The sequence below is a fragment of the Corynebacterium sp. LK14 genome (assembly GCF_008042215.1).
GTDB lineage: Bacteria > Actinomycetota > Actinomycetes > Mycobacteriales > Mycobacteriaceae > Corynebacterium > Corynebacterium striatum.
This window is the reverse complement of the sequence record NZ_NOVQ01000003.1, coordinates 1-14120: the sequence shown is the minus strand read 5'-3', so window position 1 is coordinate 14120 and position 14120 is coordinate 1. Positions and strand designations below refer to the sequence as shown.

The window sequence follows — 14120 nt, the reverse complement described above, 5'->3', positions numbered from 1 at the left end:
AGCACGTCAGGGCGGATAAAACTTCAATTTATTCGGCCGCTCCGCGGTGCGGGCGAAATACATAGCGGTGCGGGCTTCCTCATCATCTGGCTTTGACATCGCCTGCGCCACCTTGACTAATCCCATGGGTTAATGAGTCGAACTCCAGTATTCTCAAAATCCTTGACATTACGGGTGGCGCATACAGCATTATTGGCTCGGCATACCGCTGCTATCTGCGCATCAACAGTAGAAATTGGCTGCCCGGACTGTCTCCGCCTAGAAACGACTTCGGCGTATTCCTGCGCAGCCAGAAAATCAAAGGAAAGAATTGGGTACATACTCAGGACGCGATCTAAGACCTTGCGCAACGTGGCCTTCTTCTTTCCCTCTGGCAAGATAGCCACGCCAGCATAAAGCTCCGAAACAGTCATGGCAGTGACAGATGTGCGGACCTCGATGCTTTTCATCCAACTCAACACTTTGTCATCCGGACGCGGTTTAAGCACCTCGGATACGACATTTGTGTCCAGTACGATCATTTAAAAAGCACCGCCCGCGCTTCGTCATCACGTGGTGGAGTTTCCAATTCAACCGCGGCATCTCTGCTTGCTTCATAAAGAGCAATCCCAATGTTCTTCGGTTGCACAACGTCAATAAGAATTGCGCGCACCTCCGCTTCCATTGAGCGGCCATTCTCCTGCGCACGAGCCACGAGCGCTTCTTTTATCGCGTCGTCAAGGTTTCTTACTACCAATGAGGCCATCGCACTGCCCACCTTCCCGTTGATATCAGTAACGATATCACTTTCGGGCAAACCCCTCTAGACCTTCTTGACCACCGCCGGCTTCAACGTCATGGCACCGAAGCCATCAATCCTGCAGTCGATGTTGTGGTCTTCCTGACCCGTTCCAGCATCAAAGTTCAGACGGATGCCGCGGACCTTAGTGCCGGACTTCAGCGGCTGCTGCGCGCTCTTGACCTTGAGGGTCTTGGTGACGGTGACTGTGTCGCCGTCGGCAAGCGTGTTGCCCACAGAATCAACGATTACCTGGGGCTCAGCGGAGTCGGTGTCCGCACCAGCGGCGGTGGCTTCGAACTCGTGCGCGCACTCCGGGCAGACGATGAGCGGCGGCATCTCGTAGGTGTATTCGGAGGAACATTCAGGGCATGGCGGCAACGTGGCAGCTGCATTTTCAGTCATGAGAGGGATTCTAATCTGTGCTCGCGCTCTGCGCGTTAGCGTGGCCGCAGTAGCCACTACCGCCCTGACCACCGACCTTGTCGTCCCGACACACGCTGCTACTTCTGGCCCGAAGAACATCATCTACATGATCGGTGACGGCATGAGCTACGGCCACATCGCCTCCAACAGTCTCTACGAGACCGGCCAGTCCAAGTACCTAGTTGAAGGCGCGTTCGGTGCCGACACCGCCAAGGAGCTCGAGGGCGAGTCTGTCCAGGCATTCGAGGACTTCAACGCGGCTGTCGACGCCGCCATCGCCTGGGTTGACCAAAACTCCTCCTGGGAGGAAACCCTGCTCATCGTGACCGCTGACCACGAGACCGGCTACCTCTCCGGCGCGGATGAGACTGACGCTTGGAAGCCACAGACCGGCACCAAGGGCACCGCTCCGACCCACGAGTGGTACTCCACCAACCACACCAACCAGGTAGTACCGTTCTTCTTCAAGGGCGCTGGCTCCGAAGATATCCAGGCTAAGGTTTCTGGCACCGACCCAGTCCGCGGCGAGTACATCGACAACACCACCGTGGCCAAGCTGGCCCTGGACGAGTGGTGGTTCAACACCGCTGAAGACGACACCGACAACAAGCCATCTAACGATGGTTCCTCCAACGGCTCCTCTTCTGCAGGCGCCGGTCTGGCTGGCGCCGGCGTGATGGCCCTCATCTTCGGCATCATCACCGCTGCGGCTCAGGCCCTCGGTCTGGTCAAGTTCGACTTCAAGGCTCTGCAAGACCTCATCAAACAGTTCGCCTAATGTGCTAGCCGACACCCCGCCACTCGGCCGCGGGCAAGCACCAGCCCTCGTCTCCCCACAGACGGAAACACCGTCACTTTCTAGGGGATGACGAGGGCTTTCGCCGTTTTCACCGCTGAAAGGACGCAGTCAGAAGACAGGACGGACAGCCAATTCTAGTGTCGGCACTCACCTCAACGTTTGAACAATCTTCCGAATATCAACTAGGCGTGTCCAGGCCAAAGACTATCGTCACCAGTATGGATCCTATTCCAGCACATTCACTAAAGGCACTCCGCCTAGCGCACCGCGCTAGACGCTTCCACCAATTCGATAGAAACGTTAACTATTTAATTGAATTGGAAAAAATTTTGTGAAATTTTCCTATACCCAAATGATCTGCGCACTAAAGTGAATTTTAGGCTCGCACTGAAGAAAGAAGGTCTCGATGACATCAGAGAGTCCAAACATCAATTGCCTGACAGATGTCGAATTTCTACCGACATCACATGGCCGGCTAAACGTACGTGATGCACTCCTTAGGGCCCACAAACACGACTTCGATATAACTTCTTCGCAACCCGGTTTTCATTTCAGCTCTCAGGTTCGACTTTTGGCAGGCATTGCTGCAGTAGTACTACGGCATGAAGTCAAAACCCCTGCCGAATTACTCAATCTCGGCCTATCTGAAGCGGCCGTTGATAAGGCTCTCGAAGAGCTCAGCGCTGGTGCTTACTTGCACGACTCGCAATTCCCATTCATGCAACGACCGGCAGTTAACACGTCCAACCCCAAGGACAAAGCAACTTATGTTGGCCCCGGGACTCATCCAGTCAAGAAGCTGTCACCGGCTATGCCACCCAATGAGTCTGAAGACTTTGCCAACCTTCTCACCGCTAGCCAGGAACGGTTATCGCTAGAAGATGCAGTGATGTGGCTCGTGACTTATCATCACCTATCCGTAGCAGGCAACAATGCGTACTGCGGTGACAAATGCGTTTCTGGTTCGCCAGCGATGCGTTTTGTTGGTACTGAGAATTCGGCAACAGAAGTGCTGTGGCATGGGCAATCATTACTAGAAACCTTGCTCATGGCAATTCCACAATCATGGGTCAAGGGCACAGGCCTTCCCGCATGGGCTGACCGCACCTGCGCGTACTCGCGCCACGACGGGATAGTTCACCCGCTATGGTCGGCCACGTGGACTTCTAATTCCCCTGCTACCGCCTGGGAAGCATCAGAGCTTGTTGGTGTCCGCACCGGCGGTGTACCGCCTGAATGGTTCCTTACCGAGATGGGCAGCAAAGATCAGCAAAAAGATTGGTGGACGCTGCGCAATCAAAAAGACCCGTTCTACCTGTACATCAATAATGGCAAAGAGCTAAAACTTCAGCGTCTAGATCTGGGTAAAGATGCTACTGCTTTGGCCATCAACTGGGCTGCACAAAATAAAACCGCGGAGTTTGAAAAGGCCAGCTCATCCCACGTACTGCCTCCAACAGCTGAAGCACGCCTAGTGTTCATCCGGCACCGCATGGAGGGCACCGCTTCTAGCCCCAATATTCGAGCTTCCGAAGTATTCTTCCCTCGTGATGAGGAGTGGGCCCACGACACCAATCCTGGTGTGCAAGCTGATATCAGGCTTGGTGCAAACTGCATCGACAAGCTTCATAGCACCGTAATCCGCCCATTCCGCCGAGAAAACGCTAACGAGCGTGCAGGCGGCAAAGTACCGCTAGTTTTGGATTTTTTGGAGTCCAGCCGCGGAGATGTGAGCGAAGCCTTTTGGCGCAATATGTCCCACAATTTCTCTTTGTTGCTCAAAGAGTGCCGTTCAGCCAAGAGCGAGTTCATCGCTTCCCCGGAGCTGCGTACCGGGCTACACACCGCTTCCATGGCCGCTTTTGATTCAGTCACACAACCATATTTTGGTCAAGAGCCCGCACGGATTGCCCACGTTCGAGCCGGGGTCGAGTACTGGGTGAGACGGCACATCAAGGATTTTGTTGTCGAAGACCCCGACAGCCCCACCACCTAATTTCTAAGGAAAAGGATGAATCACACACAATCTACGCCAGAATGGCAGCCACTTGTAACCTGGCTGACTCAATCTGTGCGTAATTACCACGACAAACCCACTTCCCATTCCGGCAGTGAATGGCGTCGCACCCGTGCTTTCCTTCGCCGCGGCAATTCGCAGTCCACGGAGCACTACGCCTATCCATTCATTCTTCCTCTTTTGCCTGCCGATGCCAGCCCCACCACCCGCACAGTAGCGCTTCGCCTGGCAGCTCTGGTTGCGGAATTCGATGCGGTACCGCACATTGATTCCCAAGAAACGGGTTTCCGATCACTCGGACAGTGGTGCAACCTCATCTCTCGCAAATTGGCTCCAGGACAAGAAACGCTAGATCCTCGCCATCCGGATGCTGTAGCCAGCAGGCTCGTCTCATTACATACGCAAAACGTGGATGAAGCTATCACCACTATTCGTCGTATCGCCGCACTAGCAGGGAACACGAAGGACACACCTCCGCTACCTGTGTATGACCTCTTCCGGATTTTCTTCCGATGGGGCAATGGCTTCACAGAAAGCTCACAACGCGTTCGCCGCAGCGTGCTCCAGAACTACTACTCCGGTTTTTCCACCTCCGCTTCTTCCTAAACCACAACCTTCGAAAGGATTTTTCTCATGTCGCGTCACCTCACTATCAATATCCTGTCCAGCATTCCATTCTCCAACCTCAACCGCGATGACACCGGCGTTCCAAAGCGCACGATGCATGGTGGAGTCCTCCGTGCCCTGCACTCCTCTCAGTCCATCAAGCGCGGCGTCCGCCTGCGCTACGAAGATGCTTCCGGCAACATTTCCATCCGATCTGGCAAGTTGGCAGATGAGATTGTCACAAAAGCTGTAGAGCTAAACCCAGAGCTGGATCAGAAAGCTGCGCTAAAGGAAGCCAAGAAAATTATTGGCACGTTGACCAAAGCAACGGCTTCTGAGGGCGAATCTGACCGTTCGACATGGTTATCTGGTGAGGAACTCCTCACAGCAGCAACAAAGATTGCTGGTAACCAAGAGTCTGAGGACTCAGGCTTCATTAACGGCACTAAGACGGGGTCCCTGGCAATCGCCGCATTTGGCCGTATGTTCGCCAACGCCCCAACCAGCAACACCGAAGCCGCAATCAGTGTTTCTCCGGCAATTACTACCCACGCCGCTACCATCGACACTGATTATTTCTCCACGGTCGATGACATCCGTGAGCGTAACAATGACTCCGGAGCGACGTTCCTAGGCGTTAGCCAATACACCAGCGGAATCTTCTATCGGACCGTAACGATTGACAAAGTGCAGCTAAAAGAAAGCTGGACCGGGTTTGACTCTGAAGACGCTGCGCAAAACCTCAGCGAACTACTTCGTGCTATCGTCTACGGCCAGCCACGAGGTAAAGAGAACAGTACCGCGCCTTACACGCTCCCAGCTGTTGTCTTCGCGGAAGAACAGCGTTCCCGCGTCGCATATGACTTTGAACAGCCAGTTACTCCACAGGGCGATGGTGGTTTTCTCGTTCCTTCAATTGAAGCCTTGGCGGAACAGTACCAACAAGCTCGTTTCTTTGACCCTGCCAACTTTGGTCCTGTTGAAGTACTGTCAGGAACGCACAAGGATCTTGACGGCAAACTAGGACACCTCTCGCCTGTCTCCCTCGATGACTTCATTACCCAGGTTGTGGAGTGGATTCTCGATGCCTAGTTCCACCTATATCCGTCTTGCGGGACCCCTCCAGTCGTGGGCGGGTCTGGCTGTATCGGGGAACTTTGTCCGTACTGAGCCTCGCCCTACGCTCAGCGCACTACGTGGGCTACTGGCTGCGGGTCTAGGTGCGAAAAGAGGGCAGTGGCCAACGTGGATCGATGACGTGCATTTCACCTTGAGGGAGGATAAGACTCCAAAATATGTTGATGATTTTCAAACCATCGGTGACAGGGAAGATGAATTTACTTTCCGACGGCGCCTTGCGATCATGCAGCAAATGAAGGCTACCTCTGTGAAGCAGCTTAAGTTCACCCCTGCCGTGGGTGCGACTTCTATCAGCCGGCGCACGTACCTAGCCGAATCTGAATTCATTGTACGCGCCACTCTGGAAGGCCACACGGAGGAGATAGATCAGGCTTTTGCCAGCCCTGTCTTCTCTGTTTATCTAGGTCGAAAGGCTTTTCCAGCAACGTTCCCGTTCTATCTGGGAACTGGGCCAGCAGAGATGCTGTCGCTTATCCCCGCCCTTGCTCCTAACGCGTCGAGTAAAGCGACTGTGCGAATCTTTGAACCATCGCTCGGTTCCGGAGTGTCCCCAGAGGGCATGAGTGTTCCCGCTGTTGCGACCCGAACGGACTGGCTCAAAGGTATCAAAGAACTCAGCCTGCACCGCCACGCCACCATTCAACGGTAGCCAAAAGCGGAAGGCCTTGTTGTCCTACCGCTTCGCTTGCCTCCACGTATCGCGGAGAAGGTGGTTCCAATTCAATGAAATATGAACTACCTCCGCATCAGCGGAGAGCCACTCTGAACAAATCTAACGTATTCCCGACGAAAGATGAAGAATATGATCACCACTCGGTATCTAACCAAAGCACCTGCACACACTCTCTTAAGTGTGGCTGCGGAAAGTGCTCGCCGTGTGAGTCCCGCAAGTCTAAATAGCCCAACATTTCGTCATCGCGCGGTCATGGGTCTTTTTCCTGCATTCGACGACGCCAATCCACGTTCCGCTGCAGAAATTCTTTTCCGTTTAGAGACCCCAGCAGGACAGGCTCCGTATTTTCTTATCCAGTCTGCTACAGAGCCCACTGTCTCGAACTATCCAGACATTGTGACTAAGCAAGTTGAGCTTCAGGCTCCGCCTACTGGAACTTCAGTGAGTTTTCGCATTAGTCTCAACGCTATTCGTCGTGAGACATTCACTAATGCTTCCGGTAAGCGTTCGTACAAAGTTAAGCCCATCCCGTTGGATCATGAGGATACGGAGCGAACCACATTTGGTCCCTGGCTGGCACAGAAGTTATCTCCCGCCTTAGATGCTGTGGAGGTTACCAACCACCGGCGCGCTGTACTCAAAGATCCTAAGGCTGAAAAGGGGCGTATGACGCTACAAATAGATGCTGTGGATGGCATCGCCGTAGTACACGACACCACAGCACTCGTATCCATTTTGACTACTGGAATCGGCCGAGAAAAGGCTTACGGCTGTGGTCTACTTTCTATCCGCGCTCTAAGTTAGGAACCCCATGCCTGCCACCCATTCAACGTTTTCTTCCGTGTGGGCCAAACAACATAGCCTCGAAGAAAGCTACCCTTTGCTCGCCCATATGTGTGATGCCGCTTCCATGGCAGGACAGCTCTTCGATCACTGGTTGAGGCCAGGCTTGCAGGGCTACCTTCGCGAAGAGCTGGGGACACAGGCACGTGAGATCGTAATGTGGCTGGTTGGCACGCACGACATCGGCAAAGCGAACCCCTTCTTTCAAGGCCAACTACTTACTCATGCGAGGCAGCGTCCTGAAGAACGCAAAATCTGGGCTTCTGTAAGAAGCCGGATTGTGGAAAACGAAGAGTTGGGTTTTAAGCTCCCACCACGTGCTTTGCGAGGACTTCACGATGTCGCCGCATTTAGACGCCATGAGCAGGCTTCAGCTTCCTACCTCCTTGGCAACCTCACGGTGGATGCTTCAGCAACTCAAGCCTGGCGCTGTATCCCAGCTATGGGTCATCATGGAAGGTTTGATACTCCAAACTTTGGCGGCGATCGCACAGGTACAAAAGAGGCGCTGTGGAACACGGCTCTAGCCAGCAATGGATGGAATACTGCCCAAAAAGTTTTAGACCACGCGCTTCGCGAAGCCTGCGGAGTAACAGTGTTCCCCGATGAAGTTCCAACGTCGGCCATGATTCTGATCAGCGGACTAACTGTTGTTGCCGACCGCCTGGTATCAGCCCACGAATGGGTCAAACAGTCTCAAGCACGGTGCCAAACAGCCGAACTAAACTTGACACAGCCGAAGGAGTGGATACTCGCACAAGCTGAACCTGCTCTAGCTCGTATTCGAGAACAACTTGGTATCTATTCCGATTGGCCCAGCGCTGAAGACGCGCTAGAAGCAATTCTTCAAGGCTACGAACCACGCCCTGCACAGCGAGAAGCCATGTCCGATCCTGATGGTCTATTCACGATCATGTCAGCCACAGGTTCCGGTAAGACTGAAGCCGCTATCCTGCGCCATGCGCAACGTAAAGAACGCATGTTGTTCCTACTACCCACGATGGCGACCTCGAATGCATTGATGAAGCGTGTACAAAGAATCTTTAGTTCGACTCAAAACACTGCGGCGCTCGCACACGGAATGGCCACCATTGAGGATTTCTACTCCCGCCCCGTCACCACCTTCCACGACAGTAATCCACTGGAAGACGTCGGCGGACTCGTACCAGCTGAGTTCGTGCGTTCAGGAATGGAACGCATGCTGGCCTCTATCACGGTAGGCACCGTGGACCAAGCACTTAAAGCAGCACTTCCGATGAAATGGACCCATGTCATTCTGTTGGCGCTGGCAAACGCGCATGTAATTATTGATGAGGTCCATACGCTAGATCCTTATCAAGCACAATTGCTCAAACCATTGATGCAATGGCTAGGTACCGTGCGAGCACGCGTTACCCTTCTCAGCGCCACGTTGTCGCAAGCACAGTGCAATTCACTCGCATGTGCCTACACCGGGGACCCGCTGGAAACAAACATTGATTTTCCCTCAATCCTCAGCCACAGCTCCAGTTCCTATACAGCCACTCCGTTGGATTCAACGCCATATACGCTCACTTACGACATCACCATCGCAAACCCGTCTCAGATAGACGCACATATCAACTGGGTTCGACGCATGCGTGCGGAGTATCCGACTGCTCGCATCGGGGTCATATGCAACCGAGTTGACTGGGCACAAGAGATATCCCGCAGACTTGATAAGGCAGGCGAAGACGTCCTGCTTCTACACGCTGCGATGACTGCGGGACATCGCCAAGCTGCTGCCGATACGCTACTTCACACGATTGGTCCACATGGAAACGGTGAAGGGATATGTGTTGTAGGTACACAAGCCATTGAAGCATCATTGGATATTGACCTTGATCTACTCAGCACCGACTTATGCCCGTCAGCTTCCCTCATCCAACGGGCCGGTCGTGTCTGGCGCCGAAGAGACCCACAACGCAAGCACCGACTTCCTGGGCGTGACCACATGCATCTGCATATTGTTGCCCACCAGAATTACGAGCACCGTGAGAATCTGCCCTACATGGAGGCTCTACTTAGCCGCACGCAACGCTGGCTGAATTCTCATAACGGAAGAATTGAATTCCCGGTCGAGTGTCAAGACTTTGTCAACACAACGTCAATTACTCTCACAAATATCAACGATGACCAAGACATTGAGGCCTTTGCCCAGGATTCCAGGAAGCACATGGCAGCGTCGAATACTCAAAGCAACCTGGAAGCCGTTCTAAAAGAAAACGTTCGCCTAAGCGAGCTAACCAAGCTCACAGAAGGAACTACCGCACTCGAGGATCTTCGTACACGTTACGTAGAAAGCGAAACTGTACGTGCTCTCGTTCTCGATGACACTGGCACAATTCCGGGTGCCATAACCAGTATCGATCTAGAACTCACGAAGCCCACTCAGGAGGATCTGAAACGTATTCTCCGCTCAAGTATCAACCTACGTCAAGGCTCTTTTCCTCCCGAAGATCCGCGTTTTCTCTCGAACCCATGGGAGACTTCCCTACTGCAGTACTTCAGAATCGTTGATCTCTCCGACAACTACGATCCAGCCTTTGGACTGATCTACGGAAAGGCAAACTCCTAATGGCTTACTCCGAAGACGCTATTACGTTTTCCACCATTCCAGCAGACCACCAAGTCCGCTTGGAAGACCGTGTCAGCTTTGCTTATGTGGAACGTGCAGCTATCCGCCAGGACCGTACTGGTGTCGTGGCCTACTCGGTTGTTGACAATTCAGAATTAGAGCAACGCATCCAACTCCCTGTAGGCGGACTGGCAGTTCTTATGCTCGGACCTGGAACCTCCATTTCTGCGGCCGCTGCTACCTCATGTACTCGTTCAGGAACGACCATCATGTTCACTGGTGGTGGTGGAGTGCCGGCTTATACTCACGCAACCCCACTAACTTCCTCGGCGCGTTGGGCAATTGCTCAGGCAGCTCTCGTCTCTAATGAAGCGCACCAGCGAAAGGCTGCAATCAAGCTCTACCAGCGGCAACTAGGCATCGAAGAAATTGCTGATGCCCCGAGCATTTCCATCATGCGCGGGCTTGAAGGCCGCGTGATGAAGCAGACTTATCAAACCCAGGCGAAGAAACACGGAATCAAGAATTTTCGGCGCAATACTGCTGGCGATGACCCAGTTAATCAGGGACTCAACCTAGCGAACTCCATGCTCTATGGATGCGCCGCTTTTGCGTGCGCGGCAATAGGTGTCAATCCTGCCTTGGGCATCATTCATCGAGGCAATGCTCGTTCATTGCTCTTTGATCTGGCTGATCTGTACAAGCCCACAATCTCAATCCCACTGGCTTTCGCCTGTGCCAATGAGGAAGATCCATTACCAGCGCTAAGGAAGCAACTACGCCGGGAGATCCATCGGAAGAACTTACTCGTCGACATGCTGGAAGTTCTCACAGAGGTACTCACGCCCCACTTACCTTCACGTGATGACGATCGACTCGTCTCTGGGCGCGGCGATGAAGTCGCCGGACACACACAATATGGACGGCGCTGAATGTTTCTTGTAATCACAACCACCAGCCTCCCAGACCACATGCATGGCTACCTTTCGCGTTTCCTTTCGGAAGTAGATACCGGTGTTTATGTAGGAAACGTTTCCCGTCGCGTCCGCGATAACCTGTGGCGACGGCTTTCCAATGCCATCGCCGACGGCAGCCTAACCATGATCAACGAGGACCGGACCCGCGAACAGGGCTTTGCAGTCAACACTATGGGACCGCGACGCCGTACAATCATTGACATGGACGGCCTTTTACTTGCGTGCACGTTTTCGCGAGAACATACGCAAAACCGCACCGAGACAAACTAAAGTTGCTGTTCAGGAAGTCTCTTCTCCGCGCACGCGGAGGTATTTCCATGCGAACCAGCGCGATACACAGCACCCCACCTCTTCTCCGCGCACGCGGAGGTATTTCCAATGGCTTTCCATTCCTGCTGGTATTTCTTAGCTCTTCTCCGCGCACGCGGAGGTATTTCCAGCTTGGCGGGCAGAGTTACACGACGCATGGGCTCTTCTCCGCGCACGCGGAGGTATTTCCACTCATGGGTATCACTCCGGGATGACGTACAGCTCTTCTCCGCGCACGCGGAGGTATTTCCGTTTTGTTGTCGGTCTCGAAGGAGATTGAAGCCTCTTCTCCGCGCACGCGGAGGTATTTCCAGGGCGCCAGGGCGCCGCGCCGTGGTGAGCTACTCTTCTCCGCGCACGCGGAGGTATTTCCATTGCTAACGGCGTGCCGATGGCCGTAGCCGTCTCTTCTCCGCGCACGCGGAGGTATTTCCAAGGTGAGTGGATTGCGCCGGAAATCGGCGCCCTCTTCTCCGCGCACGCGGAGGTATTTCCAATGATGGAATGCGCCCGCCTCAGCACAAACCCTCTTCTCCGCGCACGCGGAGGTATTTCCAGCCATTGTGTTCATACATGCCCGAGGGTGATCTCTTCTCCGCGCACGCGGAGGTATTTCCTATCTTCAAACCCAAAACGTCACCTGCAACGACTCTTCTCCGCGCACGCGGAGGTATTTCTGAGTACCTGCGTATCCCAAATCATTTGTGCCGCTCTTCTCCGCGCACGCGGAGGTATTTCTTTAGGTAGTTTGTTTCGGTAGAAGATAAGCGCCTCTTCTCCGCGCACGCGGAGGTATTTCCGAGTCCGATAAGGTCTCGGAGAAGGAGGAAGCCTCTTCTCCGCGCACGCGGAGGTATTTCCTTCACGGTGTACACCTTCCCATCAATCGGGAGCTCTTCTCCGCGCACGCGGAGGTATTTCCACCCAGCTCAACCAAAAGTGTCTCCGCATCCACTCTTCTCCGCGCACGCGGAGGTATTTCCGGCCCATAGCGACCACCCATAGAACAGTAGGTCTCTTCTCCGCGCACGCGGAGGTATTTCCCGGCTAAATAATGCTGAAATGTTCGGCCCAGGCTCTTCTCCGCGCACGCGGAGGTATTTCCGATGTATGACGCCAGAGGAAACTGGGTTCCCGCTCTTCTCCGCGCACGCGGAGGTATTTCCGAGTACTCGTACTGGAAGAAGATTGGCTATGCCTCTTCTCCGCGCACGCGGAGGTATTTCCTTATTGACGCTATGGGTGGCCCTTGGTCACTTCTCTTCTCCGCGCACGCGGAGGTATTTCCGTCGAGTTTACCGTCGTCGGCTCCCCGGTGTTCTCTTCTCCGCGCACGCGGAGGTATTTCCGAATCTCACCATCCATTTTGACCCAGTTCCAGCTCTTCTCCGCGCACGCGGAGGTATTTCCATCGACTGCGGGTTCTCATTGATTTCGCCCAACTCTTCTCCGCGCACGCGGAGGTATTTCCCAGGCGCCGATGTAGTTTTTGTCGCCTTGTAGCTCTTCTCCGCGCACGCGGAGGTATTTCCATCGGCCGGGTGAAGCTGTATCGCGACCACTCCTCTTCTCCGCGCACGCGGAGGTATTTCCATCGCCCGCACCTACCTTGACCAGATGGATGACTCTTCTCCGCGCACGCGGAGGTATTTCCATAAGCCACCGCGGTTTATGTGCTGATTAGGTCTCTTCTCCGCGCACGCGGAGGTATTTCCAGGTCACTGTAGTCCGCAGCCGCGAGGCGCATCTCTTCTCCGCGCACGCGGAGGTATTTCACGGGTTTAACCTGCTCATTGAGTGCGACAGTGCTCTTCTCCGCGCACGCGGAGGTATTTCCGTGTACATGCAAGGGCCGGTGGATGATTGGCGCTCTTCTCCGCGCACGCGGAGGTATTTCCATCGACACTGCCCAGCAAGCGACGCCGCCGAGCTCTTCTCCGCGCACGCGGAGGTATTTCCGCGGTACGCACCGCCGTATCCAAGGTGGACGGCTCTTCTCCGCGCACGCGGAGGTATTTCCAAGGTTCAGGCCGCCGGTGATTTCCAAGGCCCCTCTTCTCCGCGCACGCGGAGGTATTTCCAGTCATCAATCGTGGCTTGAATATCCAGCAGACTCTTCTCCGCGCACGCGGAGGTATTTCCGCCGCCTCACGAGTGACATCGTTCGTATCAAACTCTTCTCCGCGCACGCGGAGGTATTTCCTGGACCCACTAGCCGATTTGGCAGAAACCCTGCTCTTCTCCGCGCACGCGGAGGTATTTCCTGAAATACTCGGTCCCGGTAGGTGCCGTCATTCTCTTCTCCGCGCACGCGGAGGTATTTCCTAAGCCTCACCTAACTCAGTGCTACCGCCTCCCTCTTCTCCGCGCACGCGGAGGTATTTCTTTTTAACGCTTCGCTTGGGTTCAGACCGTCGTTGCACCACTTCTAGTACGGAGGTGTTGTTATGGCACAGCGTCCGCAGGGCACTTTTGTGTCGTTATCGGAGTCGGATAAGGAGCAGTTGCGGCGGTTAATTGCCGGTGGCTTGAGTCTGCGCGCAGCGGTGCAAGAGGTTGGGTGTAATTATCAGCATGCGTATTTCTTTGCCCATTGTGAGCAGTTGATTCCATATAGTCCGCGTGGTCATGATGCTCAGGCTCTTGCGGCGGGCATCGAACTGGTGAGAAAGGGTGTGCGTGTGCATACCGCGGCGCGTCAGGTTGGTGTCTCTGATCCAGTTTTGCGCCGCCAGGCGTGCAAGCTAGGTTTGTGCGTGCCGGTCAGTCAGCTGCAACGGCGGATTAATGCCACCGAGCAACGTGTTATTTTCCTGCGTCTGCGACTAGCGAGCTTGTCGACTCGTGATGCTGCTGTAGCTTGTGGTATCAGTTTCCGTAAGGCGTGGGATTTTGACAAAGGGGTGGTCAAATCAGCGCAGACTCACGGTCAGGTATTTGTCCCTGCTGGTCCGGC

12 protein-coding genes, 1 pseudogene and 1 CRISPR repeat array are annotated in these 14120 nt (G+C 54.3%); of the genes and pseudogenes, 10 read left to right on the top strand and 3 right to left on the bottom strand.

The window, feature by feature from the left end; genetic code table 11:
• Positions 1-116: 116 nt before the first annotated feature.
• The 3 genes from CHU71_RS01090 to CHU71_RS01080 are packed head-to-tail and all read right to left on the bottom strand — an operon-like array spanning position 117 to position 1183.
• The gene (locus tag CHU71_RS01090; protein ID WP_005530848.1) at positions 117-521 is read right to left on the bottom strand and encodes a type II toxin-antitoxin system VapC family toxin; all 405 of its coding nucleotides are present in this window, start codon (positions 519-521) and stop codon (positions 117-119) included.
• Positions 518-745 (bottom strand): TraY domain-containing protein, encoded by a 228-nt coding sequence (locus tag CHU71_RS01085; RefSeq protein WP_034657307.1) that lies wholly within the window; start codon positions 743-745, stop codon positions 518-520. The genes CHU71_RS01090 and CHU71_RS01085 overlap by 4 nt, the downstream gene beginning before the upstream one ends.
• A gap of 57 nt (positions 746-802) precedes the next feature.
• On the bottom strand, positions 803-1183 hold the full coding sequence (locus CHU71_RS01080; RefSeq protein WP_147759918.1) for a zinc ribbon domain-containing protein YjdM: 381 nt from the start codon (positions 1181-1183) through the stop codon (positions 803-805).
• On the opposite strand from CHU71_RS01080, the gene CHU71_RS12730 reads away from it, so the two are divergent.
• From CHU71_RS12730 to CHU71_RS01030, 10 genes and pseudogenes are all read left to right on the top strand, one after another.
• Positions 1182-1982 (top strand): hypothetical protein, encoded by an 801-nt coding sequence (locus CHU71_RS12730; protein WP_174775850.1) that lies wholly within the window; start codon positions 1182-1184, stop codon positions 1980-1982. The two genes, CHU71_RS01080 and CHU71_RS12730, sit on opposite strands and share 2 nt — an antisense overlap.
• 427 nt (positions 1983-2409) lie before the next feature.
• Complete coding sequence (locus CHU71_RS01070) at positions 2410-3999, top strand: type I-E CRISPR-associated protein Cse1/CasA (protein ID WP_101504942.1); 1590 nt, start codon at positions 2410-2412, stop codon at positions 3997-3999.
• 15 nt (positions 4000-4014) lie between these two features.
• On the top strand, positions 4015-4626 hold the full coding sequence (locus CHU71_RS01065; RefSeq protein ID WP_049147294.1) for a type I-E CRISPR-associated protein Cse2/CasB: 612 nt from the start codon (positions 4015-4017) through the stop codon (positions 4624-4626).
• Positions 4627-4653: 27 nt separating this feature from the next.
• Positions 4654-5718, top strand: a complete 1065-nt coding sequence (cas7e, locus tag CHU71_RS01060; RefSeq protein WP_049147292.1) for a type I-E CRISPR-associated protein Cas7/Cse4/CasC — start codon at positions 4654-4656, stop codon at positions 5716-5718.
• Positions 5675-6415 (top strand): type I-E CRISPR-associated protein Cas5/CasD, encoded by a 741-nt coding sequence (gene cas5e / locus CHU71_RS01055; RefSeq protein WP_322090686.1) that lies wholly within the window; start codon positions 5675-5677, stop codon positions 6413-6415. The genes cas7e and cas5e overlap by 44 nt, the downstream gene beginning before the upstream one ends.
• A 144-nt stretch (positions 6416-6559) precedes the next feature.
• Positions 6560-7243: a type I-E CRISPR-associated protein Cas6/Cse3/CasE gene (cas6e, locus tag CHU71_RS01050; protein ID WP_080972398.1), complete on the top strand. Its 684-nt coding sequence runs from the start codon at positions 6560-6562 to the stop codon at positions 7241-7243.
• A 7-nt stretch (positions 7244-7250) separates the two neighbouring features.
• Positions 7251-9878, top strand: a complete 2628-nt coding sequence (gene cas3 / locus CHU71_RS01045) for a CRISPR-associated helicase Cas3' (protein ID WP_147759917.1) — start codon at positions 7251-7253, stop codon at positions 9876-9878.
• Positions 9878-10810, top strand: a complete 933-nt coding sequence (gene cas1e, locus CHU71_RS01040) for a type I-E CRISPR-associated endonuclease Cas1e (RefSeq protein WP_049147287.1) — start codon at positions 9878-9880, stop codon at positions 10808-10810. The genes cas3 and cas1e overlap by 1 nt, the downstream gene beginning before the upstream one ends.
• Complete coding sequence (gene cas2e, locus CHU71_RS01035) at positions 10811-11125, top strand: type I-E CRISPR-associated endoribonuclease Cas2e (protein WP_049147286.1); 315 nt, start codon at positions 10811-10813, stop codon at positions 11123-11125.
• An 18-nt stretch (positions 11126-11143) separates the two neighbouring features.
• Positions 11144-13550: direct repeats of the CRISPR family, unit length 29 nt; unit sequence CTCTTCTCCGCGCACGCGGAGGTATTTCC.
• Positions 13551-13611: 61 nt separating this feature from the next.
• Positions 13612-14120: pseudogene (locus CHU71_RS01030) on the top strand (IS30 family transposase); the annotation flags it as partial.